Raw genomic sequence first — 23,212 nt, forward strand, 5'->3', positions numbered from 1 at the left:
TCGGCCTGAACCTCAGAAGTCGTAGCGCGCCCCGACCATCACGCTGCGCGAGGGGCCCTGGAAGTTGAAGGTGGAAACCGAACCTACGCGCGACCAGTATTCCTTGTCGAGGAGGTTGTTCACGTCCAGGGTCGCGGTGAGCTGCTGGGTGACCGGATAGGAGAACTTGGCATCCACCGTGGCATAACCCGGCGCGGACACCGTGACCCCGGAGGTCTGGTTGGTCTGGGAGAAATCGCTCATGGCGGTCACCCCGCCACCGATGCTCAGGCCGGTCAGCGGACCACCCGCCAGGGTGTACTTGGTCCACAGCGAGGCCATGTGCTTGGGCATGGCTTCGAACAGGGTGTTGCCATCGCCGCTGAGGTTCTGGGTATCCATGTAGGTGTAGCCGGCGAGCATTTCCCACTGCTCGGTGAGCTTGCCGCTGACCTCGATCTCGGCCCCCTTCACCCGCGTCTTGCCGGACGCTTCGGAATAGGTGGTGATGGCAAGACCATTGGCATCGAAGGGCGTGGACGCGCGGTTCTCGTCGGTCAGCTGGAAGACCGACAGCCGCGCATTCATGTCGCCGTTGAAGTAGCTGCCCTTGATCCCGACTTCGTACTGGTCACCCTCGCGCGGATCGATGGCCTTGCCCTGGGCATCCAGCTCGCTCTGTGGCTTGTACACCTTCGAATAGCTGGCGTAGAGGGAATGGTAGTCGTCCAGGTCGTAGACGGTACCCAGGTAGGGGGTGACGAAGCCGCTGTGCTTCTGGCTCTCCCCCGCCTCGGCGCCGCTGGCCAGGGTGGTGGTGTAGGCCTCGCCCTTGTACCAGGAGACCCGGGCACCGCCGATCAGCGCCAGGCGCTCGATGGGGCGGAAGGTGACCTTGGAATAGAGGCCGAATTCGCGATCCTCGCTGCTGAAGTCGGTCTGGTAGGCGCGCGCCGGCTTGGCGAAGCGGGTCGGCGAATAGCTGTTCACGTTGACCGTACCCAGGACGCTGTTGCCGTTCTGGTAATCGGTGTCGTAGTGCTTGTAGTCGGTACCCACGACGAATTCGCTGACCTGACCCAGCGCCTCGAACGGCTGGCTGTAGCTGGCGTCGAGGGAATAGGCGTCCTGCTCGAAGTCCCGGGTGCTGGCGCGAATGCTGGTATTGCCGTTGGCCTGCACCGCCCCGCCGGTGAAGGCATAGAGGTAATCCGCCTCCCGATGCGACGCCCGCGCGGCGATGCGCCCATAGCCGCCGTTATCGAACCTGTGGGTCAGCTCGAAGATGCCGTCGGTGGTCTTGCCGTCGAAGTAGTTCCAGTCCGCTCCCAGGAAGCGCGACTGGCTGAAGTCCAGCAGGTTGCCCTGGGTGTCGGTGGGATAGCCATTGTGCGGGGTGAGGTTCTTGACCTGATGGATCAAGCCGAAGGAGATCTGGGTGGCGTCGGACAGGTCGATGTCCAGGTCGCCGTAGTAGCTCTGGTCGGTGTTGGCGTTGTAGTCCACCTCGCCATTGGTGTCGGCGCGGGAGGCGACGAAGCGACCGCGTACGTTCTTGCTCTCGGTGAGCGGACCGGCCAGGTCGATTTCCTGGTAGTTGGTGTCCCAAGAACCGTAGCGCCCGGTGATGTGACCCTGGAACTCTTCCGTGCCGCGCTTGCGCACCATGTTGACGATGCCGCCCAGTTCGCTGGTGCTGTTGAACAGCCCGGAGGGGCCGCGCATGATCTCGACCCGGTCGAAGGGCGAGAGAATGGGTACGGTGCCGAAGATGCTGGTCATGGGCGCCGGCAGGCCGTCGATGTTGTATTCGTCGTACTCGTAACCACGCGAATAGATGGAGGAACGCCCGCTGTCGTTGGTCAGCACCCGCAGGCCGGCGGTGGACTTGGCCAGCTCGTCCAGGGTGTTGAAGTTGCGATCCTTGATGTAGTCGCTGGTGTAGGAGGTGATCGACTGGGGAATATCGCGCAGGGCGGCCGGCGTCTTGGTGCCCACGGTCGCCGAATCCACGGTATAGCCGCCGGTCTGTTCCGAGGGCGCCATGTCGTAGAGGCGGTTGCCTTCGATGGTCAGGGTGTCCAGTTCCGTGGCGTTCTGCTCGGCCACCGTGGCGGCCAGGGCCGTCAGCGGAAAGGGAATCAGCGCGCCGATCAGCAGCAGCTGACGGAGAGCCCCGCGGCAAGGGCGGACGGGCTGGCAGAGGGTTCCTTGGGTGTTCATGGTGATCCTTGTGACCGTGGCGTTGCAGCCGACGCCGTGCACTTGAAGGCTGCTCTTCGCGGTATCCCGCGAGGGCCAGCACTTTAAATGATAAGCACTCTCATTATCAAATATTACGTTAAGCAATAGCTGTTCGCCTCGCGAACGCCAGGCAGCCGTGATCCACGCCCAGAGGTCAGGACGGCATCAGGAAGGAATGCAGGAAAGAGGCGTCGACCGGATTGGAAGGGGCCCGTCACAGATTCAGGCTGCGCCTGAACGGGCCGCGCAGTGGGAAGCCTGGCGGTCGTTTAGAGGCCGGAGACCGCCGGGGTCTTGGCCGCCACCTGACCGATCACCGGGCTGGGCAGCCGGCAGACGATTTCGCCGATGGCGTTCATTCGCGCCAGGCCACCGTCACCCTTGCAGGCGTGATAGTCCGCGAGGTGTTCGGAAGGCGAATTGCGCAGCCCCTGATCGAGCGCGACCACCAGGGCGATGACGCCCAGGCCCAGGGCGACGATTTCGAGCGTGCTGCGGGCACGATACCAGTGGATCGGTCGCGAAAGGCTCATGGTGGCTCCGGAGGCTGGACGAATGATGGCGAAGTGGCTTCTACTCTAATCGTCCTGGCCCGGATGTAAACAGCCGTTGCTCGCCTCGACGATGGCTGTCGTCGGCAAGCCCAGGCCCGTTCTCCGCACCGCCGATCAGCGCCTTGCCCTGGTCCGCTTCCTCCCACGCTCCGGATGTTCCGCCAGCGAGAGCGTCACAAGCTGATCTCGCTGGACAGCAAAGAAGACGCTAAGTCCTCTTGCAGCGGGCCTTGCCTCTCGCGTCGCCTCCTCGGCGGCCGCTCCTGAACCAACAGCCGACCAGGGCCGAGACTCAGGGATTTTCCTTGCTGGGCGTCTTGATATAGCCGGGCACGGCGGAATCGGGTGGCGTGTTGCGCCCTTCGGTGGCCGCGGCTTCATTGGCCTGGGCCCGGTCTTCCTGCGCCTTGGCCTGCTCCTTGGAGGCCCGCTCGACCTTGCCTTCGGCCGCCTTCTCCTGGGCCTTCTGGCTATGGGTCTGAGCGTCCTGGGCGTGGTCTTCGGAGGTCTTGTCGCACGCCGTCAGGGTTGCGGCGGTAGCCAGTACGAGGGAGCACAGCAGAGCTTTGGACATCGGGTATTCCTGAGAAAAGAGACCTTTCAGGGACCTGGCGAAGCCCGGATTGGTTTCTGGCCGAGCACGCCAGCATCGCAACCTGAGGTGTCCGTCGCACGGTAGCCCTAGGCGAGCGCCTGCCATGTGCCTGGCAGCCCGCGGGTACTGCCCGTCGAGGACGCGAACCGGCACGCCAGGCTCTGGCACGAGCGCTGGCGGGTGTCGACGACAGCTGATCGCCCGGCGAAGGCCGCACGTCCGCAGACCCTGCGGAAAGGTCAGGGGATAAGACTAGGCTGCGGGGATGTTGGCCACGGACAGGCATCGAGACGCACGATGACACCTGCCGCCGCTGGCCTCCTGCCTCTACACCGATAACAAAGCAGGGAACAACCATGACGCTTCTTCAACGGGTAGTCGGCGGCATCGCTCTTCTGGTGCTGCTGCTGCTGGGTATCGTCGCCGTAAGCTTCACCAGTACCCAGTCCATCCATGAGCGGCTGGCGGTCATCACCGAGCAATCCGCGCCGCTCGGTCAGGCCGTTGGCGAAATCAACGTGCAGCTGCTGGGCGCCAACCAGACCCTGCTCAGTCTGCTGGCCGAGACCGACTCCGCCCCGATCGCCACGCACGAGAAGCAATTCCAGCAGCAGTTCGCCGACTACCTGCAGCTGCACCAGCGCCTGCCGGCGCTGTTGCGCGGCCACGACCAGCTGACCCAGGCGCTCGCTCAGGAGCAGAAGCTGGGCAACGCCTATGGCGACCAGGCGAAAATCCTCATCGACAGCTATCGCCGGCTGGTCACCGTGCGCCGTGAAACCCGGATCCTGCAGGGCTATGCCACGCCGGAGGCCAATCGGCTGTCCAGCTACCTGCAGGCCTACAGTGCGCAACAGAAGGCGGAAGGCGCCACCGCGGCGGTTCGCGCCGCCCAGATGCTGCTGATCGAAACGGACAAGACCTATGCCGCCTTCGCCGCTCAGGCGGCCCGCCTGGATCTGCCAGGTCTGGCGGTGACGCTCAACCAGCAGCAGGATGTCATCACCGATCGGCTGCGCGCCCTGGCCACCGTCGACGAGCGCAGCGCGCGCATCGTGGGGGTAATGGTCACCCGTCTGCTGCACGAAATGACCGCGCCCAATGGCCTGCGCCAGGCCTATGAGCGGCAGGCCGCGGCCGAGGCCCAGTTCGACGCCCAGCGCCAGCGCACCGGCACCGCCCTGCAGGCGACCCTGGATGCCCTGCGCACCCTCAGCGCCGGTGCCGTCGCCGTGGCGCAGCAAGCCAAGAGCGATACCGATGCCAGCGTGGCCACCAGCCGCCAGGTCCTGGCCATCGTTGCCCTGCTGGCGATCTGCGCCGCCGTGATCATCGGCCTGTGGGTCGCACGCGGCCTGCGGCGACCACTGCAGGCGTTCCGCGACTCGCTGCGCCGGGTCACGGCTGGCGATCTGCGGGTCCAGTTCGATGTGCGTCGCAAGGACGAATTCAGCGAACTGGGCGGCTATCTCAACGAGTTGATCCGTTCGCTGCAGACCACGGTGCAGACCCTCACGCAGTCGGCCGACGACCTCCGGCGTACCGCCCTGGCCAATGCCGACATCAGTGCCAGCACCACCCGCGCCGTGGAGGAGCAGACCGAGCGTCTCGGCTCCGCCGCCTCGGCGATGACCCAGATGGAAAGCACCGTGGCCGAGGTGGCCCAGCGCGCCCTCGACACCAAGGATGCGGTCGACCACACCTTCGAACTGAGTACGGCGACCGGCACCACCGTCGCCGAGACCATCGACAGCATCCAGCGCCAGGCCCAGCAGATCCAGGTCGCCGCCCAGGCCACCGATGAACTGCAGGGCTATGGCCAGAGCATCGACGGCATCGTCGACGCCATCCGCAATATCGCCGAGCAGACCAATCTGCTCGCTCTCAACGCCGCCATCGAAGCCGCTCGCGCCGGCGAGCAGGGCCGCGGCTTCGCCGTGGTCGCCGACGAGGTACGTTCCCTCGCCAGTCGTACCCAGGCCTCCACCAGCGAGATCCAGCAACAGATCGAACAGATGCAGCAGAAGATCCATTCGGTGGTGGACATCATGGGGGTGAGCCGCGCCCAGTCCGGGGAGTGCGTGCAACTGGCCTCCTCCGCCCGGGAAGCCCTGCAGAGCATGAGCCAGGCGGTCGGCACCATCCGCGAGATGAATACCCAGATCGCCGCCGCCACCGAGGAGCAGAGCGCCACCGTGCAGGAAACCAGCCGCATGATGGTGCAGATCAACGACGCCGCGCTCAGGGCTGCAGAGGGTGCCGACAGCGCCGCGCGGAGCAGCGAGGACCTCTCGCTCATGGCCAGCCGGCAGCGCGAGCTGCTGCAACGTTTCAGTGTCTGACCGGGGACCGACTCATGTTCAAGCCAAAGCTTCGCCTTCTCGCCGGTCTCGTCCTGGCCGCCACCTGCGTCAACCTGGCCCAGGCCAGCGCCCCGCTGATCGGCGTCCTGACCTCCAAGCGCGACAACTTCCGCACCCTGCTGATCAACAATGTCGAGGAACGCGCCCATACCCTGGACGCCGACCTCTTCCTGGAAAACGCCAACAGTGACAGCGCCCTGCAGCTGCGCCAGTACCGCAACCTGATCGCCGCCCATGTCGATGCGGTCATCGTCAATCTCATCGACGACAGCAATACCCAGGAGATGCTGTCGCTGGCGATGAGCAGCAAGGTGCCGCTGGTGTTCATCAACTATCGCCCCAGCGTCTCGCCCCTGCCCACCTATGCCGGCTTCGTCGGCTCGGACGAGGTGGAAGCCGCGACGATGCAGATGGAAGAGCTGGCTCGCCGTGCCGGCTACAAGGGCAAGGTGGCCATCCTGATGGGCGAACCGGCCCACCCGGCGACCAAGCTGCGCACCGAGAGCGTCGAGAAGGTGGTGGCCAAGTACCCGGACATGCAGGTGGTGGTGAAGGCCTCGGCCAACTGGCAGCGCAGCGAGGCGACCGAACGCGTCCTGCAGTGGGTCGACAAGGGCGTGGCCTTCGACATCGTCGCCGCCAACAACGACGAGATGGCCATCGGCGCGATCCGTGGTCTGGAAAAGGCCGGCAAGCCGCTGGCGAAATACCTGGTGGGCGGCATCGACGGCACCCCCGACGGGCTGCAGGAGATGCGCGAGGGCAAGCTGGCGGTCAGTGTATTGCAGGACGCCAAGGGCCAGGGCCAGGGCGCGGTGGACATGGCCCTGCGGCTGGCCAACGGCTCTACCAGCAGCAATCTCACCCGGGTCCCCTTCCAGCTGATCACGCCGGACAATCTGGCGTCCTTCTAGCCCTCACGGCAGGCAGGCTGTCCGTTTCCGGCAGCCGCCCTGCCCGGGCCAGGCGCCCTGCCCTTTCGGACAGTCAGGGCACCTTTCCTCAGAAGCGCCAGCTGAGCCGGGCGTCGAGGTCCTGGTCCTTGGCCTGGCTGCTCAGCTGGCCCTCATAGCCCAATCCCAGCGACACCGTCTCGCTCAGCGCCAGGTCCAGGGCGCCGCGCACCACGGCCGCGTCCCGCGCAATGGGTGCCCCCACCAGCTTGAAGTCCGGGCCACCGGCAAAGGCCGACTCATGCTCGGGGGTGGTGTCGCCGAAGGCATGGCGCCAGCCCAGGGTCGCGCTCGGTACCACCTTCAGCCTACCGAGTGGCCGGGCCGCCAGGCGCAGGCCCAGGGTGCTGAAGGTCGCATCGGTGGTCTGCCGCCGACTGTCCAGTTCCAGCGCACCGCTGCGCTCGCGAAAGGCATCGGTCTGCAGATGCACCTGGGCCAGAGTAGCGAAGGGCTCCAGACTCAGGCTGCCCTGCTCGATCCGATAGGCGAGTTCGCCGAAGGCCTGGCTGGTACCGGCATCGTAGTCCGGCGCCAGGCGCTGGTCGTCACCGAGGATCGCCAGGGTACGCCGCGCCTCCACCTGGTGCCAACTGTGGGCCAGGCCCAGCTTGAGGCTGAGGGCGTCCCACTGCCGGCCGGCATAGAGGCCCAGGTGGTAGTCGGTGCTGTCCGCCGAGCCGGATTCGCCGCGCAGGTCGAGATCGGTGTGACCAACGCCCACCAGCCCGCCGACGCGCCAACCGCTGTCCAGGGGTACGTCGCTACCGATCAGCAGGCCACGGCTGTGGCTGTCCAGGCTGCTGGCGTCGTGACTGCCGTCGTTGCGACCCCAGGCGCCAAGGGCCTGGGTCCAGACCAGTCCCCGCTCGCGACTGCCGGCCAGACCCTGGATGCCGGAGCTGGACGGCAACTCGTCCAGGGCGTCGCTCAGGCGATCGCTCATGGCATTGCGCACCAGCCGGCTGTTTTCCACCAGCACGGTCTTGGTCGAGGCGTGCAGCTCGTTGCCCAGGCTCTGGAAGGTGCTCCGGGCGCCGGCGGCGTTGGTCGCGGCCACCTGATTCCACAAGGCATTGCCGGCACCGGCGCTATCCAGGCTCGTCGCGGCGGCGCGGGCGTTGCGGCCCTCGGCCAGCTCGGCGAAGGCCACGCCATTGCGCGCCAGGCTCAGGGTCGCCTGGTTGGCGCCATAGCTCAGGGTCGGGGTGAGGAAGGCGAAGTCGGACTGGATCTGGCCGAAGCGGCCGCTCAGGCCATTGCCCGCGCTCAGCAGCTGATAGCTGCCCAGCGGCTGCCAGTAGGGGCTGGAAACCAGCGCCAGGGTGGCGCCGTCGACGGTGATGCCGCCACTGGCCACCAGGCGATCGGCGCGGCCGCTGGCATCGGTCTCGACCTGATAGATCGAGCCCTGGTCGAGGCCGGCGTTACCGTTGACGTTGAGTTGCCCCACCGAGTTGCCGGGCGCGAGGATGCCGCCCTCGGCCACACGCAGGCTGGCGAGACTGCCGTTTCCGCCAAGGGTGGCGCCCGTGTTGACGGTGACCGCCGAATTACCGAGGTTTCCGTTGATGGCCAGGCGACCCTGGTTGACGCGGGTAATACCGGAAAAATCGCTGTTGCCGGTCAGGCTCAGGGAGCCGCTCCCGGTCTTCACCAGGCTGCCGCTGCCGTGCAGGTTGTTGGCCAGGCTGTCGTTGACCGACTGATCCAGCACCAGGGTGGCATTGTCGGTGATGTCGCCGCTGCCAAAGGCCTGAGCATGGCCACGCAGGGTGCCGCCATTGATCACCGTCCCGCCGCTGTAGGTGTTGAAGCCGCTGAGGGTGAGTTCGCCGCTGCCGTTCTTGGTCAGGCTGCCGCTGCCAGCGATGTTGTTGCGCCAGGCGTCGCGGGCGTTGAAGCCACCCTGACTGGCATCCATGTTGACGCTGACATTGCCGGTGAAGGCCGCGTAGCCATCGGCCGCGGCCATCAGGTTGAGGCGACCGTAGCCGTTGGATTCGTCGATGACCACATAGCCGGAAGACAGCTCGGTGCTGGCCAGGATGTCGCGGCGCTGACTGGCGGTGAGATAGGGAAAGCGCGTCTCCAGCAGCACCTCCGCATTGACCGGCACCACCGGCGCCAGATTGGTCGGACCGACGGGAGCGAAGCCGTAGGTCATACGGGCGGTGTACAGCGCCTTGTCCTGGGTGTGCTGGGACTGCTGGTCGGTGGCCGGATCGATCCTGTCCACGCAGCTGTTGATGTCGCCGCCGCACTGCTGGGCGAAGTAGGCCTGGGCCTGGGCGAAGGCATCGCTGCGCAGCTGGGCGTTGTTGACCAGGTTGTCGATGGCGAAATAGGTGGCGGTGATGCGGCCACCGATCACGTCCAGCGGCGAGTGCATGCCGGCGACGATGCGGTTGTTGCCTAGCTCCGAGGCGCGGAAGAGTTCTTCACCCAGGCGCTGGGGCACGGCGTAGCCGAAGCCCATGGCCGCCAGGTAGGCCGCGTTGGTATGGCCGCTGGGAAAGCCGCCGTCGCTCTGCGGCGTGGTGCTGAGCGCCGGGCGCAACGACAGCGGCACGATGTCCACGCTGGCTTGCCGCCAGGGCCGCGGATACTGGTAGGCGTTCTTGGCCGGGGTGGTGGAGGCATCGTTGCGGATCGCCTGGACCAGCTGCACCACCTTGCCCAGTTGCGAGTTGGCGTCGCCGGCACCGTTGCCGTTGTCGTTGTACTTGGTGGTCTGGGTGGAGGCGTCGAACACCGGGATGGTGGTGAAGGCGCCGGAGCCAGCCAGGTAGCCACTGGCCAGGGAGCCCAGGCCGCTGATCAGGCTGTAGCTCTGGTCGCGGCGGTCGTCGTAGTAGGCCGCCATCTCCTGGGCCTGGGTGCGGGTCTTCGCGAGGTCGACCACGTACTGGATATTGCGCTGCAGGATGGGCGCCCCGAAGGCGGTGGGCGTGCCGGTGTTCCAAGTGGCGCCAGGGGTCCAGAGCTTGTTGTAGCCTGACAGCAGATCGACGCCATTGATGGCGTTGTTGCCCGAACGGCTGGCCGCCTGCACCGAAAGCGCCAACAGCGACGCCGCGAACACGACCGTCAACACCGCGGGTTTGTTACCTGAACGTTTCACCAGCTCTTCTCCTCGGCCCTGTGGATACAACTTGTTACAAGCTGTCTTGGGGCGGCGAGCCTAGAGCGGTGTTGTGACGGGGTGGCGGCGATTTGGAGGCAGTTTCACGACATCTGATGACGCTCGGGACCGTGGACCCGCGGCTCCAGCAGGGAAAGGATCGCGGTGTGGTGGATGACAGGGACGCGCTAGCCGCGGCGCAACCTGTCCAGATCGCACCAGAGGTGCAGCTTGGTGAGCAAGCTATCCCCTACCGCAATCGCCAGCGGCTCGCTGCCGAAGAGGTTGAACCCCGCCTGCCGGTACAGCGCCAGAGCGGCATCATTACCCTCGGTCACCGTAAGCTGAGCGACCCTGAGTCTGGGCAGCCCCTGCGCATGGGTCAGGAGTTCGTCCAGCAGGCCCTTGGCGATTCCCAGACGCCGGTGGCGATCGGGGACGTACATTCCGAACAGGGTCGCCTTGTGCCGGACCTTTTCCCGTGTCTCGAGGCCAAGGCCGACAACGCCCAGCAGATCCGCTCCCCGGGTAGCGCCCCAGACCTGCTCTCGCGCCTGATCATCCTCCTGCAGTCGACGCTCCCACCAGTCGAGCGGCAGCGCCGCCCGCTCCTCGGGGCTGGAGGTGAAGGCTTCCGGATGTCGGGCATAGGCGTCCAGCATCAGTTGCCGGTAGACGGGGCCCCAGGCAGGCCCCAGGCGCTGGATATTCATGGCCAACCTCCTCTTCCAGCGACAAGCCGCTTACGAAGCCAGCACTGTGTCATGACCGCTCAGAAATCGTCGTAGCTGACCTTCCAGAACAGGTCTATGCTGCCGTCATCGCGATGGGCCACGATCAGGCCTTCGGTCTCGCCAAAGGCTTCAAGCAACGATTCCCAGTCCTCGCTGCTCGCTTCCAGGCGCTCCACATGCACGTGCTTGTCGATGACCCCACGCGCGTTGTTCACCAGCCGCGACACCCGCATCGTCAGGCGATCATAGGAGGTCAGCTGGGATGGCTGGCTCTGGGCCATGGGCGCGGGCTCCATAACTGTTCTTTTATACAGTAGTTCTCGACCGAGGTGATTGGCAAGTCGCCAGGCTCCTCGATCCGCCAGTGGCCCTGGAGGTCCACGTCGGAGGACCCTTTTCGCCCTGTGTCAGCCCGCAGGGAAACCCAGCGTCCCCATGATGGCGACGCGCCGTCCATCCAGGAATAGCCACCAGCCATCTCTGGAAAAGATGTGACGTGGATCACTTTTCCATAGCGAGGGTCAGACCCATCCACAACGCTCAGGGGGCTCTCGATGAGCGCTCCGCGCCCGCCGGGCTACCGCCCGTTATCGGCGCGCAACGAAGGACGGCGGCTCCGTAGGGTCAGGTATTCGGAGCCCGTCCACGGGGCTAACGATATCGCGATAACAAATCACCATGAATCCGGCTGAGGTGCTTCCACCCGGCCCTCCTCTCCAGGTAGTCCACATGCAGCACAATGGCTGGAATTTCCTCAGCAACATCAGCGTCCGGGCCAAGCTGGCACTCGGCTTCTCCCTGCTCATCGGCATGATCCTGCTGGTGGCCTACACCGGATGGCAGGCTACCGACGCCCTGCGCGATCGGAGCGAAAGGATCGGCGACATCTCCGGATTCAGCACCCTGGCGCGCGATATGCGCATCGAGCGACTCGTCTACATCGTCAAGGCCGACGAGGCCCAGGCGGCCAAGTGGCTGGCCGCGCTCGACAGGCTCGAAGCCCAGTTGCAGAGCATCATCCCCAACTTCAACTCGAAGGCCAACGAGGCCTTGCTGAGCGAAGCCCAGGCCACACTCAAGCGCTATCGGGAGTTCTACACCCAGGTGGTAACCGCCACGCGGGAGCGTGCGGCCGTCCAGCAGGCGGCGACCGCCACGGCGGAAGCGGCCAACACCTATCTGCTGGCCCTGGCCACGGCGGCCAATGCCCAGGAAGGGCGAGTCGAAGACCGTCAGCAGGTAGCGGCCCTCTTCATCGACCTGCAGCGGATGCGCATTGCCCTGCGCAGCTATGCCGCCACGCCCACCAAGGACAACGAGGTCGTTGCCCATGGCGCCCTGGACGGTATCCAGGCACAGGTCAAACAACTCGCTACGACCAGTAGCCTGCCGACCGAGGCGTTGCAGCCGCTTGGCAACGAACTCGTCGGCTACCAGCAGCGCCTGCAACAGCTGATCACCACCCAGGCCCAGGTGGACCAGGGCCAGGCCGGCATCACCACCACCATCACCACGCTGCTGTCGGTCGCCGACAGGCTCACCGCGATCCAGAAGGAATTCCAGCTGACGGATGTGAGCGGTGCACGCCAGCTGTTGCTGGTATGGCTGGCCATCGCGATCGCTCTGGGCCTCCTGGGCGCCTGGCTGATCACCCGCTCCATCGTCCGCCCGCTGAAGGACACCGTGCTCCTGGCGCAGACGGTCGCCAACGGCGACTTCACCCGTCAGCTGGAGGTGACCCGCAAGGATGAACTGGGCGCGCTGCAGATCAGCATGCAGCAGATGACCACCAACCTCCGCGGGCTCATCGGCGAAGTGAAGGACGGTGTCGTCCAGGTCGCCAGTGCCGCCGAGCAGCTGTCGGCGGTGACCGAGCAGACCAGTGCCGGGGTGCAATCCCAGAAGGTCGAGACCGATCAGATCGCCACCGCGATGCAGGAAATGACGGCGACCACCCACGAAGTGGCGCGCAACGCCGGGGCCGCCGCGCGCTCGGCGCTGGAGGCCAGTCAGCAGGCCCAGCAGGGAGACCAGGCCGTCAACAAGGCCATCGCCCAGATCGAACTGCTGGCCGGCGAAATGGCGTCGACCAAGATCGCCATGGCGGCCCTGCGCGATCATGCCGACAGCATCGGTGGCGTGCTCGATGTGATCAAGGCGGTTTCCGAGCAAACCAATCTGCTGGCGCTCAATGCGGCCATCGAAGCCGCCCGCGCCGGCGAGGCGGGACGCGGCTTCGCCGTGGTCGCCGACGAGGTCCGCGGCCTGGCCCAGCGCACCCGCTCCTCGACCGACGAGATCGCCCAGCTCATCACCGGTCTGCACCAGAGCACCGACCGCATGGCAGCGGTGCTCGACCATAACGTGCAGTTGACCGACAGCAGCGTCGGCCTGTCGCGCGAGGCGGGCGAGCTGCTCAAGCGCATCACCCGTTCGGTCAAGGACATCGAGTCGATGAACGAGCAGATCGCCTGCGCCGCGGAGCAGCAGGGCACCGCGGGTGAAGAGATCAGTCGCAGCGTGACCAATGTCCGCGACATCTCCGAGCAGACCGCCGCCGCCAGCGAAGAGACCGCCTCCTCGAGCACGGAGCTGGCGCGCATCGGTGTCCGCCTGCAGGAAATGACCCGCCGCTTCCAGGTCTGAGCACAGCCCGAGCCCCTGCCGCAGCGGCCTGCGGGAGGGGCTCGCACCGTCAGGTTCTCCAACTCAACCGCCGGTCATTTCGGCTGAATCCCTGAGCCAGCGGTCGGTCACTAGGTGCCATCATATTGATATTATCAATGTCACTTATCGCACATTGATATCTCTTCTGTCAGTCCAGGTCACACATGAAAACCTCACCAGAGCTGGGTCGGCTTGTCGATCAGACGCTTGCTGTGCCGGTCGGGCCCTTTGCCTTCGTCTCGGTGCTGGAGCGCCTGTTTCAGCTGGATATCCACCAGCAGCGCACGCGTCACCTCACTCGCTGCCTGCTGATCGGCACCCTGAGCTACGACAGCTTTCTGATCTGGTGGTGGCTCCTGCTGCAAGACGCCCTGCCCTGGGCGGCCGCCCAGATGCTGGGGATCGCTACCCCCTTCGCGCTGCTGGTCGTGGTGCTGCTGCAGGTGGTGCCGACACGCTGGCGCGAAACCCTGGCCTCGCTGCCGTTCTATGTCGGCCTGGTGGTGGTCTACAACCTGGTGATCAATGGCCCATCGGGCAGGGAGATGAATCAGACACTGTTCATCTTCACCTGGCCGCTGATGCTGGCCTTCGTCAACACCTGCATGAAGAGTCCGCTGCTGCCGGCCCTGCTGTTCAACGGCTTCGCCCTGTCGGTGATCGCCCTTGCCGTCCATGAAGCGCCGGTGTCACCGATCGTGGGCGGGCTGATGATGACCAACGCCATCGTGATGGCGTTCTTTTCGCTATTGGCCAGTTACTGGCTCAACGTCGAAGGGCGCCGCTCCTATCTCTACAAGCTGCGCGAAGAGGTCCGCCTGGCGTCACTCAATTCGGCCAATCAGGATCTGCAGATCCTTTCGGAAACCGATTCCCTCACCGGGCTTGCCAATCGTCGTCAGCTCCGCCCGCTCCTCGAAGACTTCTGGCAACGGCGCCTGGCCGGCGAGCAAGGCGCCGTGCTGCTGATCGACGTGGATCACTTCAAGCGCTACAACGACTACTACGGCCACCTCGCCGGAGATGACTGCCTGCGCTCCGTGGCCAAGGCCCTGGCGGTCGGGTTGGGCCCGGGTGACAGGATCGGTCGCTATGGTGGCGAAGAATTCGTCGTCCTCCTGGACCGGATCGGCCCGGCCGAGGCGCTGGACGTGGCGGAAGCCATCCTGGAACGCGTTCGTGACCTGCAGATCCCGCACCAGGGGCGTCAGGACGACAAGACCCAGGTCACCGTCAGCATCGGCATCGCCCGCAGCGGCCTGGCCGGCCTGAGCAGCGCCGACGACCTGCTGGACTGTGCCGACCGCGCGCTCTATCGCGCCAAGCGCGATGGCCGTGACCGGGTGTTCGAAGGGGGCGTCGATGCCATCCTGGGCGCCCCGCTCGACCATGCCGCGCTGCTCACCCCGGAGGATGTCCGCAAGGGACTCGCGGGCAACGAATTCCTGCTGCACTACCAACCCATCTATCGCGTCGAACCCAGGCAGGTGACGGGTTACGAAGCGCTGCTGCGCTGGCAGCATCCGACCCTGGGCATGGTCTCGCCGGAGGTTTTCATTCCGCTGGCGGAACAGGGCAACTTCATCATCGCCCTGGGCGAGTGGGTGGTGAAGGAGGCCTGTCTCGCGGCCAGTCAGTGGCCTCCGCACCTGAGCATCTCCATCAACCTGTCACCGCTGCAATTCGCCGATCCCATCCTCCATGAGCGGGTATCCGCGGCCCTCAGGCTCTCGCGCCTGGCGCCCAACCGCCTGGTCCTGGAGGTCACCGAAGGGGTGGAACTGGTCATAGACACCAAGACCCGCCAGTCCTTCGCCCTGCTCCAGCTGCTGGGTATCCGCATGGCCCTGGACGACTTCGGCAGCGGCTTCGCCGGCCTCGGCCCCATCCTCGAACTGCCCTTCCAGCTGATCAAGCTCGATCGCCGGATCCTGGCGATCGAGGACGAGGAACAACGTGGCCAGGTCCTGAACTCCCTGTTGCTGCTGGGCAAGGCCATGAAACTCGAGGTGCTCTGCGAAGGCGTGGAAACCCCGGAACAACTGGCGCAGCTGCAGCAGCTGGGTGTCCGGCTCGCCCAGGGGTATCTGCTGGGCAGACCCGCGGCGGCTCCGAGCGGTCGGGAATTCCAGCTGATGGCGTCCCTGGAAGCCTGAAGCATGGCCGCTAGCCGACTGCTGGCCTCATGAGGGCAGCCTGCAAAGCGGCTACCGGCCCGTTTAGAAGATCGCCAGGCTATCCAGCACCGCCGTGCAGAGCGCGCTTCCATAGGTAACCACACCTAGCGGTACCCCCACCGCAGCGCCCAGGATCAGGGCGCAGACCAGCAGCGCCACCAGCGGTATCCCGAACACGGGCTGCACCAGGAAATGGCCGCCGCTGTTCTCCCCGGCGACTTTTGTCTTGGACGTCTCAGCCGGGTTGCCGCCTTCGGAGCGGGCGCGGGTGGGCTGCGCCGGCGGCTGACGCCCGGGCCTGGCCTTGCCTTCCATCTCGATCAGATCGGCGATATCGGCGAGGGTCCCGCTGTTGCGGGTGATCTGCTCATGAGCAGCGCGGAGGGAATCGGGCTTGGCCGTGCGGCCTGCACCGCGAGGAGGTCGTCGTGAGGCGGTCATAGTGCAAGAAACGGCGGAAAAGGTGCTTAGGATGACACAGTCTGAGGTTAAGGCTATTAACCTTAGCCCCATATGTGGCTAATTGCCACTATTTCACTGGGACCTGCCTCAGCAGCGGAACGTTGACCTCATCTCCCGCTTCGAGCTCCGCCAATGCCAGGCGGGTGGCTTCGAGCCGCTCTTCCAGGGAGTAGTCCTCCACGTCCTCGTCCGGCAGCTCCAGCTGTCGTTCAAGCACACTGGAGGAATGCCAACCGGCATCCGCGGCGCGATCCTCCGCGACAGGGCAGGCCAGGCCGTCCAGCGAGGGGATAGACGGCGGTTCATTCGCTCCAGCTGCCTCAGCAAACTCGCAGGGGCCCGAGCTGGGCAGAACGTCGTGCGCAGCGTCCTGCTGGATGTACAGCGGGACCACGGCTCCGTCGGCCTGCCCCGTGGCGGTCAGCGCAGCCGGGGTGCGCGCGAGTTCGAGCCTGGGCACTACCCCGGCCTGGTACAGCGCCAACAGGCGGGCATCGACGTAGCCCAGCAAGAGGTAGCCCGCCGAGGTTTCGCTGCCATCTTTATTCATCACAGTGCTTCCTGAATGGGGTTGGAACGATCGTCTCCAGGGCTCGCGGAGGCGAATGAAGGACCGCTCACCTGACTATCCGATCCTGAGCGCTGCAGCCCTTCAGCTGTTTCCGCAACCCGGACAAGGCGCAGCCGACATTCTGCCGGTGATACCACGCTGGAGACAGGAAAGAACGCTCTGGCGAAGCGCCCGCTGCGCCTTCACGGCAGCCACAACCCCGAACACCTGGCTGAGCAGCCAAGTGCTCCGACTCGCTCAGCCCAAGTCACCGAGCTGAGCGAGGCCCTGCACAGGCAGAGCCATCAGGCCGAACAGGCGGCAGGGTCTATCGCTGCACGGCGATGCACTTGATTTCCGCGAGGAGTCCGGCACGGGCCAGTTCGGCGACGCCAATGCAGGTCCAGGCGCACATCTCTCTGGGAAAGACCGCATCCTTCACACGCCTGAAGACCGGCATGTGCCTATGCAGGTCGACGTGGAAAGTCGTCAACTCCACGACGTCCTCGAACGTACAGCCACCCGCTGCCAACACAGTGCGAAGATTGTCCCAGGCCGCCCGGAATTGCTGCTCGGGATCCTGGATAACCTCCAGCTCCGGCGTACGGCCCACCTGCCCTGCGCAATAGAGCGTCTTGCCAACCTTCACTGCCGGTACATAACCCGCACGTTCGACCAGCAGTCTCATGCTGTCGGGGATGATCAACTGGCGATCCGTCATGTCTTCGCGCCCATGGCCCAGGAAGACCCCAAGCTAACAACAGAAGCGCGCCGCGGCCTAGTCGCGCTTTTCCGGGGCTGCCTCGGATGCCCGACCTCGTGGGCCCTACTTCGATCATCCGGGGTGACGACCGCTCCAGGACGGGCGAATACGATCGGGACACTTGTCCCGCACACGACCGTCGCTTCCGGCGGGGGCACATACCATCCGCCCAGATCCACATCCTCAGCGTCAAAATCCGGCTGAAAACCCCTTGCTAGAAAGCTTTGTCTCAAGTTACCGCGACCATTGCCGCTATGTTTCTCACACTTCCCAACCGGTACATGGATATGACCCTTCGCGCGTTCAACATCGCCACCCGCAGCCTGCTGTGCTTCGGTCTACTCGCCTTGCTGGTAGCCGGGCTGGGTATCTTTGGCATCACCCAGATGTCGCAAATCCGGGATCAGAGTTTGGTGATCGAAACGAACAGCATCCCGGGCATCGTGGAAGCCGATAACCTGGCCCTGCAACTGGCCCGCACCCGCATCGAGGTGCTGCGCCTGCTAGCCATTCCTGACGCCTCGACCGTCGCCAACACGCGCAAGAAGATCGACAGCATCAGTGGCGAGGTTGCGGACGCCTTCGGCCGCTATGAAAAAATGATCAGCTCCGATCGTGAACACCAGGCCTTCGAAAGCCTGCGCCAGGTCCATCGGGACTACCTGGACAACGTCAACCAGCTGGCCGATCTGGTCGCCGCTGGCAAGGTGGAAGAAGGCCGGACCCTGGTGCAGGCGGCCATGGCCCAACTGGGCACCAAGATGAACGAGAGCACCGAGGCCCTGCGCAAGGTGAACCAGGAGGACGTCAAGGCAGCCACCGAGGACGCGGGCATCACCTATAGCCACTCCAAGACGATCACCTGGCTGTCCATCGGCCTCGCGCTGGGCCTGACCCTCCTGCTGGCCTGGCGCATGACGGTCAGCCTGACCTACCCCATAGCCACCGCGGTGGCCGCGGCCAGGGTCATTGCCAGCGGCGACCTGACCCAGACCCTGGACGCCCGTGGTCACGATGAGGCTGCCCAACTGCTGCAGGCCATGCAGCAGATGCAGACCAATCTGCGCGACACCCTGGGCCATCTGGGCCAGTCGGCCACCCAGCTGGCCTCCGCCGCCGAGGAAATGACCGCCGTCATGCAGGAGAGCGCTACCGGCCTGCAGCAGCAGAACAGCGAAATCGAGATGGCGGCCACCGCGGTGACCGAGATGAGCCAGGCGGTCGAGGAAGTGGCCGGCAATGCCACCTCCACCTCTACCGATTCGCGCCAGGCCGCGGCCAGCGCGCGTCACGGCCAGCAGCAGCTGGGCAACACGCTGGTAGCGATCGAGACCCTGACCGACAATGTGATGAGCGCCAGCGATCGCGCGCGTGAGCTGGCCGAACAGACCCGCAACATCAGCCAGGTCCTCGACGTCATCCGTTCGGTAGCCGAGCAGACCAACCTGCTGGCGCTCAATGCGGCCATCGAAGCCGCTCGCGCCGGCGATGCCGGTCGCGGCTTCGCGGTCGTGGCGGACGAGGTACGGGGGCTGGCCCAGCGAACCGGAGACAGTACGCGCGAAATCGAGAAGATGATCGGCAGTATCCAGCACGGCACCGGGCAGACCGTGAATGCCTTGCTGACCAGTGCCGACCAGGCGCGCCAGACCCGCGAACAGGCGCAGGCCGCCAGCGGCGCCCTGGAAACCATTGCCCAGTCGGTGTCAGGTATTGACGAGCGCAATCTGGTAATCGCCAGTGCCGCGGAGGAACAGGCTCAGGTGGCTCGCGAGGTCGACCGTAACCTGGTGCGGATCCGCGACCTGTCGGTCCAGACGGCCGCCGGCGCGCAACAGACCCGCGTCGCCAGCCAGCAGCTGTCTGAACTGGCGGTGCAGCTGAACGGGCAGATTCGCCGATTCCGCGTGTAGACGTCCCTGACCCCCTAGGTGCTTGCCCCTCCCCCAGGGCCTGTCGGCAACCGGCCAGCAGGCTGACCGCTGGGTCGAGCCAGGTCGAGTACCACCCGATCCGGGTGATACTCGACGGGCTGCTGGCCTCACCGAGCTACCCCTTCCAGCGGGAGCGGGTCAAACACTCCCGTACTCGAAACACCCCGACCAGGCGCGATGTCCTCTTCGCGGGGAGGCAGACCGCGCGCCGGTCTTGGCGGATCGGTCCAGTAGCAGGGAGTACGGGTATTGCTCTTCGGCCGGGCCGACTGCTCGCAGGTCATCGCAGCCGATGACCTGAAAGACCGCACTGGCTCAGCGCAAGGTGGGAGGCGGTCCGCAATCAGGGTCTGATGCGATGAACCAGGCAGGTGCCCTGGTCAGATGGCGCTAGCCACGCAGTTGCCACGCGGATGAATTGGAACTGCCCGTGCGGCGGAGTTTCTTTCGCCTGCCGCCTGGTAGCCTGGTGGGGTGGCGTCCCTTGGAAAGCAGCCATAGGTGACCTTCCGATCACCCATGGCTACCGGTTTGTCAGTTGGTAGCCTCGACCTTGGAGGCCTTGTCTGCCCTCCGCCCTTCCTGGGCCAGCGTTTCATGCATTTCCCGGTGCTGCTGGAGCGCCGCCTGGCTATCGCGAAAATCGTCGTTGTGCGAGATCGAGCGCTCGCTGCCGTCGGCGGCATAGCTGACGTTGGCCACAGCGAGGACGGCGGCAAACAGGGCAGTCTTAAGGAACGTCATGGTGTTTCTCCTTCTAGGGTGCAGCGTGGGTATGAGGGTCACTCTAGAGGGGCGCGGCTAACGCCCGGATGAGCCGCGCATTACAATCCTGTCATCCTTCCCCGGGCTGTTCGCGACGGCGCAGGACGCTGTGGTAGAGCGCGGGCAGGACCAGCAGCGTCAGGGCGGTGGAGGACAGGATGCCGCCGATCACCACGGTCGCTAGCGGCCGTTGCACCTCTGCGCCGGTGCCGGTGGCCAGGGCCATTGGAATGAAGCCCAGCGAGGCCACCAGCGCGGTCATCAGCACCGGCCGCAGGCGGACCAGCGCCCCCTCACGCACGGCGATATCCAGCGGCCTGCCCTCCTCCAGCAGGCCACGGATGAAGGAGACCATCACCAGGCCATTCAACACCGCAACGCCCGACAGGGCGATGAAGCCCACGCCGGCCGAGATCGATAAGGGAATGTCCCGCAACCACAACGCCAATACCCCGCCCGTCAAGGCAAAGGGAATGCCGGTAAAGACCACGAGGCCGTCGCGCAGATTGCCGAACATCATGAACAGCAGCACCAACACCAGCAGCAGCGCTACCGGAACCACGAGTTGCAGTCGCGCGGCGGCGGCCTGCAGCTGCTCGAACTGGCCACCCCAGCTGGTCCAGTAGCCTGCCGGAATCCGCACCTGGTCGGTGATGGCAACGGTGGCATCCGCCACGAAGCTACCGATATCCCGATCGCGCACATTGGCACTGACGATCACCAGGCGCTTGCCGTCTTCACGGCTGACCTGATTCGGACCCAGCACCGTTTCCAGGCGCGCCACATCGGCCAGGGGGATGAACTCGACGCGGCCTTCCACCGCCGGCAATGGAATGGGCAGGCGTGCCAGCACCGCCGGATCGCTGCGCAGGGCCTCCGGAAGGCGGATCATGAGATCGAAGCGACGATCACCCTCGAAGAGCGTGCCGGCCTTCCGGCCGCCGAGCGCCGTGGCAACCACATCCTGAATGTCACCGACGTTGAGACCGTAGCGCGCAGCCCGCTCACGGTCGATCTGCACACTCAGCAGCGGTAGCCCACCGGTCTGCTCCACCTTCACCTCGGCGGCGCCGGCGACCTTCTGCAGTACCCTGGCGATGTCCGCGGCGGTCTTGTTCAGCACCGCCATGTCGTCGCCGAAGACCTTGACCGCCACATCGCTGCGCACCCCGGAAATCAGCTCGTTGAACCTCAGCTGGATCGGTTGCGACAGCTCGTAGTTGCTACCGGGCACGCGCGCGGCCGCCGCCTCCAGCTCGGCCATCAGCTGCTCGCGGGACTTGCCTGGATCGGGCCATTGCGTCTGCGGTTTGAGCATCACGTAGCTGTCGGAGATGTTCGGCGGCATCGGATCCGCGGCGATCTCGGCGGTGCCGGTCCGCGCGAATACCCGCTCCACCTCGGGAACCTGATCCAGGATGGAGCGCTCCAGGCGTTGCTGCATGTCCACCGATTGCCCCAGGCCGGTACCGGGCACCCTGAGCGCCTGCAGCGCGAAGTCGCCCTCGCTCAGGCTGGGTACGAACTCACTGCCCAGGCGCAGCGCCAGCAGCACCGTCAGCACCACGCTCAGGCCTGCGCCGGCGAAGACCAGTGGCCGCCGCCGCATGGCTGCATCCAGCGCGACGGCATAGCCGCGCCGCGCCGCGCTCATCAGCCGATTGTCCTTTTCCTGCACGCGCCCCGTGACGAACAGCGCCACGGCCGCCGGGACGAAGGTGATGGACAGCAGCATGGCGCCCACCAAGGCGATCACCACGGTGAAGGCCATGGGATGGAACATCTTGCCTTCCACCCCCGTCAGGGCGAACACCGGCAGATAGACCACCATGATGATCAGCTGCCCGAAGATCAGGGGTCTCCGCGCCTCGCGGGCGGCGGCGAACACCTCCTGGAAGCGCTCCCGGCGATCGAGCACCCGACCGAGGACAGCAAACCGACTCTGGACGCATTCGCCCGGCACCTGAATGATCGCAGCGGCAACACCCCCTATGACATCGAATACCGGGTGGCCACCAAGAGCGGCGAGTATCGCTGGTTTCGTGCGAGCGGCGAGACCCTCCGCGATGCCAAGGGTACGCCGCTGCGCGTGGCAGGCTCTCTCAGGGACATCCATGATCAGCGTCAGCGCGATGCTGAACTCGAGGTGACCCTGACGCGCTTCGAGCTTGCGCGTGAAATGCTCAACGATGGGCTGTGGGACATGGAGGTGATAGCGGGCGATCCGGTCAATGCGCAGAATCCCTTCTGGTGGTCGCCCCAGTTCCGTCGCCTGCTGGGATTCGAGACAGTCGAGGAATTTCCCGATGTTCTCGACAGCTGGGCGTCCCGTTTGCATCCCGAGGACAAGCAACGCAGCATCGAGGCCTTTGGCGCCCACCTCAATGACCGTAGCGGCAAGACCGGCTTCGATATCACCTACCGTCTGAAATTGAAGGATGGCAGCTACCGCTGGTTCAGGGCTCGGGGTCAGACCAGACGCTCGCAGGACGGCACGCCACTGCGGGTGGTAGGCGCCCTGACCGATATCCATGCCACCTATGAGCAGAATGCGCTTCGCGATTCTCAGCAGGCCCAGCATCGCGAGATGGAAGAGAACTTGAAGAACGTCACCGACATCGTCAGCTCGATCCAAGGCATCGCCGCCCAGACCAACCTGCTGGCGCTCAATGCCGCGATCGAAGCGGCACGAGCCGGCGAGGCCGGACGAGGCTTTGCGGTGGTAGCCGACGAGGTTCGGAAGCTGGCTACGCGCACGTCCGAAGCGACGCAGCGGGCGGCCACCATGATTCAACAGTGACGGTGCGCACGTCCTGGCTGCCTGGCCTGAACCGCCAACTGGTGGTGCAGTCAGCTAGAGAGAGTGCTCCAGCTCATCTTTCAGGTTGGCTTATCTGAAGGCTTCAGACTGAATCTGCCCCCGCCCTGCGCGGGGGCTTTTTTTTGCCGATATGAAGCCGACCGTTCGCCACGCCAGGGCGCATGACGCCTCCCCTACCGAACACCTCTCCCCTGTCGCAGTCGAATCCGTGCCCACCGGCGTGGCGCTGACATCCGCGCCGGTTCAGACGCCCGAGGTGACGCTGCCTGTCCGGCAATCTCCAACCGTCCCTCAGGCGCCGGGCACCTTTTCGGCGACTACCTTACCGGTAGCCGCTCCACCCTAGGCGAGGGGGGGCACCCTCTGAGGGTCAAGTGCGGAATACGTTTCAGCGTTGGCAGCAGGCCTGGCCCTCTAGCGTACAACCCAAGGCCGACGGCACGCCTGACTTGGCGATTACACCTCAGGACAAGGACTCCTCGCAGCCTGAGAGAGCCTTTCAGTTTTCCTGGACATAGGCCTGAAAC

Annotated in this window: 15 protein-coding genes and 4 pseudogenes; 8 read left to right on the forward strand and 11 right to left on the reverse strand. The window is 65.3% G+C overall.

Going from position 1 to position 23,212, the window contains the following annotated elements; genetic code table 11:
- Positions 1–12 precede the first annotated feature (12 nt).
- The 3 genes from QE393_RS11790 to QE393_RS11800 all read right to left on the reverse strand — a co-directional run bounded on the left by QE393_RS11790 (position 13) and on the right by QE393_RS11800 (position 3,351).
- A complete protein-coding gene (locus QE393_RS11790) occupies positions 13–2,202 on the reverse strand; it encodes a TonB-dependent siderophore receptor (protein ID WP_273805895.1) in 2,190 nt (729 codons plus the stop codon).
- 290 nt (positions 2,203–2,492) lie between these two features.
- Positions 2,493–2,756 carry a hypothetical protein gene (locus QE393_RS11795; RefSeq protein ID WP_183629326.1) on the reverse strand — a complete coding sequence of 88 codons (264 nt, stop codon included), beginning with the start codon at positions 2,754–2,756 and terminating at the stop codon, positions 2,493–2,495.
- Between the two features lie 313 nt (positions 2,757–3,069).
- Positions 3,070–3,351 (reverse strand): hypothetical protein, encoded by a 282-nt coding sequence (locus tag QE393_RS11800; protein ID WP_273805894.1) that lies wholly within the window; start codon positions 3,349–3,351, stop codon positions 3,070–3,072.
- 1,109 nt (positions 3,352–4,460) lie between these two features.
- On the opposite strand from QE393_RS11800, the pseudogene QE393_RS22545 reads away from it, so the two are divergent.
- From QE393_RS22545 to QE393_RS11810, 3 genes and pseudogenes are all read left to right on the forward strand, one after another.
- Positions 4,461–4,856, forward strand: a pseudogene (locus QE393_RS22545) (HAMP domain-containing protein); the annotation flags it as partial.
- 102 nt (positions 4,857–4,958) lie between these two features.
- Entirely contained in the window at positions 4,959–5,714 is a 756-nt protein-coding gene (locus QE393_RS22550) for a methyl-accepting chemotaxis protein (RefSeq protein ID WP_405046296.1), read from the forward strand.
- Positions 5,715–5,728: 14 nt separating this feature from the next.
- On the forward strand, positions 5,729–6,649 hold the full coding sequence (locus QE393_RS11810) for a substrate-binding domain-containing protein (protein ID WP_310043649.1): 921 nt from the start codon (positions 5,729–5,731) through the stop codon (positions 6,647–6,649).
- Positions 6,650–6,737: 88 nt separating this feature from the next.
- On the opposite strand, the gene QE393_RS11815 is transcribed toward QE393_RS11810, so the two are convergent.
- The 3 genes from QE393_RS11815 to QE393_RS11825 form a co-directional block, all read right to left on the reverse strand.
- Positions 6,738–9,812 (reverse strand): autotransporter domain-containing protein, encoded by a 3,075-nt coding sequence (locus QE393_RS11815; protein WP_310043651.1) that lies wholly within the window; start codon positions 9,810–9,812, stop codon positions 6,738–6,740.
- Positions 9,813–10,000: 188 nt separating this feature from the next.
- On the reverse strand, positions 10,001–10,525 hold the full coding sequence (locus QE393_RS11820) for a GNAT family N-acetyltransferase (protein WP_310043653.1): 525 nt from the start codon (positions 10,523–10,525) through the stop codon (positions 10,001–10,003).
- A 59-nt stretch (positions 10,526–10,584) separates the two neighbouring features.
- Positions 10,585–10,827 carry a DUF1654 domain-containing protein gene (locus QE393_RS11825; RefSeq protein ID WP_273805889.1) on the reverse strand — a complete coding sequence of 81 codons (243 nt, stop codon included), beginning with the start codon at positions 10,825–10,827 and terminating at the stop codon, positions 10,585–10,587.
- Positions 10,828–11,356: 529 nt separating this feature from the next.
- Here QE393_RS11825 and QE393_RS22555 point away from each other — a divergent pair.
- The 3 genes and pseudogenes from QE393_RS22555 to QE393_RS11835 form a co-directional block, all read left to right on the forward strand.
- Positions 11,357–12,334, forward strand: a pseudogene (locus tag QE393_RS22555) (methyl-accepting chemotaxis protein); the annotation flags it as partial.
- Entirely contained in the window at positions 12,329–13,192 is an 864-nt protein-coding gene (locus QE393_RS22560; protein ID WP_405046297.1) for a methyl-accepting chemotaxis protein, read from the forward strand. The pseudogene QE393_RS22555 and the gene QE393_RS22560, both read left to right, overlap by 6 nt.
- Positions 13,193–13,377: 185 nt before the next feature.
- Positions 13,378–15,369, forward strand: coding sequence for an EAL domain-containing protein (locus tag QE393_RS11835; RefSeq protein ID WP_310043657.1), 1,992 nt, complete (start codon positions 13,378–13,380; stop codon positions 15,367–15,369).
- Between the two features lie 63 nt (positions 15,370–15,432).
- Here QE393_RS11835 and QE393_RS11840 read toward each other — a convergent pair whose 3' ends face one another.
- The 3 genes from QE393_RS11840 to QE393_RS11850 form a co-directional block, all read right to left on the reverse strand.
- Positions 15,433–15,831, reverse strand: a complete 399-nt coding sequence (locus QE393_RS11840) for a hypothetical protein (RefSeq protein ID WP_310043658.1) — start codon at positions 15,829–15,831, stop codon at positions 15,433–15,435.
- An 88-nt stretch (positions 15,832–15,919) separates the two neighbouring features.
- On the reverse strand, positions 15,920–16,402 hold the full coding sequence (locus QE393_RS11845) for a hypothetical protein (RefSeq protein ID WP_310043659.1): 483 nt from the start codon (positions 16,400–16,402) through the stop codon (positions 15,920–15,922).
- 328 nt (positions 16,403–16,730) lie between these two features.
- A complete protein-coding gene (locus QE393_RS11850; protein ID WP_273805884.1) occupies positions 16,731–17,123 on the reverse strand; it encodes a RidA family protein in 393 nt (130 codons plus the stop codon).
- Between the two features lie 329 nt (positions 17,124–17,452).
- On the opposite strand from QE393_RS11850, the gene QE393_RS11855 reads away from it, so the two are divergent.
- Positions 17,453–19,078 carry a methyl-accepting chemotaxis protein gene (locus tag QE393_RS11855; protein WP_310043662.1) on the forward strand — a complete coding sequence of 542 codons (1,626 nt, stop codon included), beginning with the start codon at positions 17,453–17,455 and terminating at the stop codon, positions 19,076–19,078.
- Between the two features lie 555 nt (positions 19,079–19,633).
- Here QE393_RS11855 and QE393_RS11860 read toward each other — a convergent pair.
- Both QE393_RS11860 and QE393_RS11865 read right to left on the reverse strand, forming a co-directional pair.
- Positions 19,634–19,843 carry a hypothetical protein gene (locus QE393_RS11860; RefSeq protein ID WP_310043664.1) on the reverse strand — a complete coding sequence of 70 codons (210 nt, stop codon included), beginning with the start codon at positions 19,841–19,843 and terminating at the stop codon, positions 19,634–19,636.
- A gap of 91 nt (positions 19,844–19,934) precedes the next feature.
- A pseudogene (locus QE393_RS11865) lies at positions 19,935–21,788 on the reverse strand (CusA/CzcA family heavy metal efflux RND transporter); the annotation flags it as partial.
- Here QE393_RS11865 and QE393_RS11870 point away from each other — a divergent pair.
- Positions 21,789–22,664 (forward strand): annotated as a pseudogene (locus tag QE393_RS11870) (PAS domain-containing protein); the annotation flags it as partial. It lies immediately after the preceding pseudogene.
- Positions 22,665–23,212: the final 548 nt, after the last annotated feature.

Origin of the sequence: Pseudomonas sp. SORGH_AS_0211, assembly GCF_031453455.1 — a bacterium.
Taxonomy (GTDB): domain Bacteria; phylum Pseudomonadota; class Gammaproteobacteria; order Pseudomonadales; family Pseudomonadaceae; genus Chryseomonas; species Chryseomonas aestiva.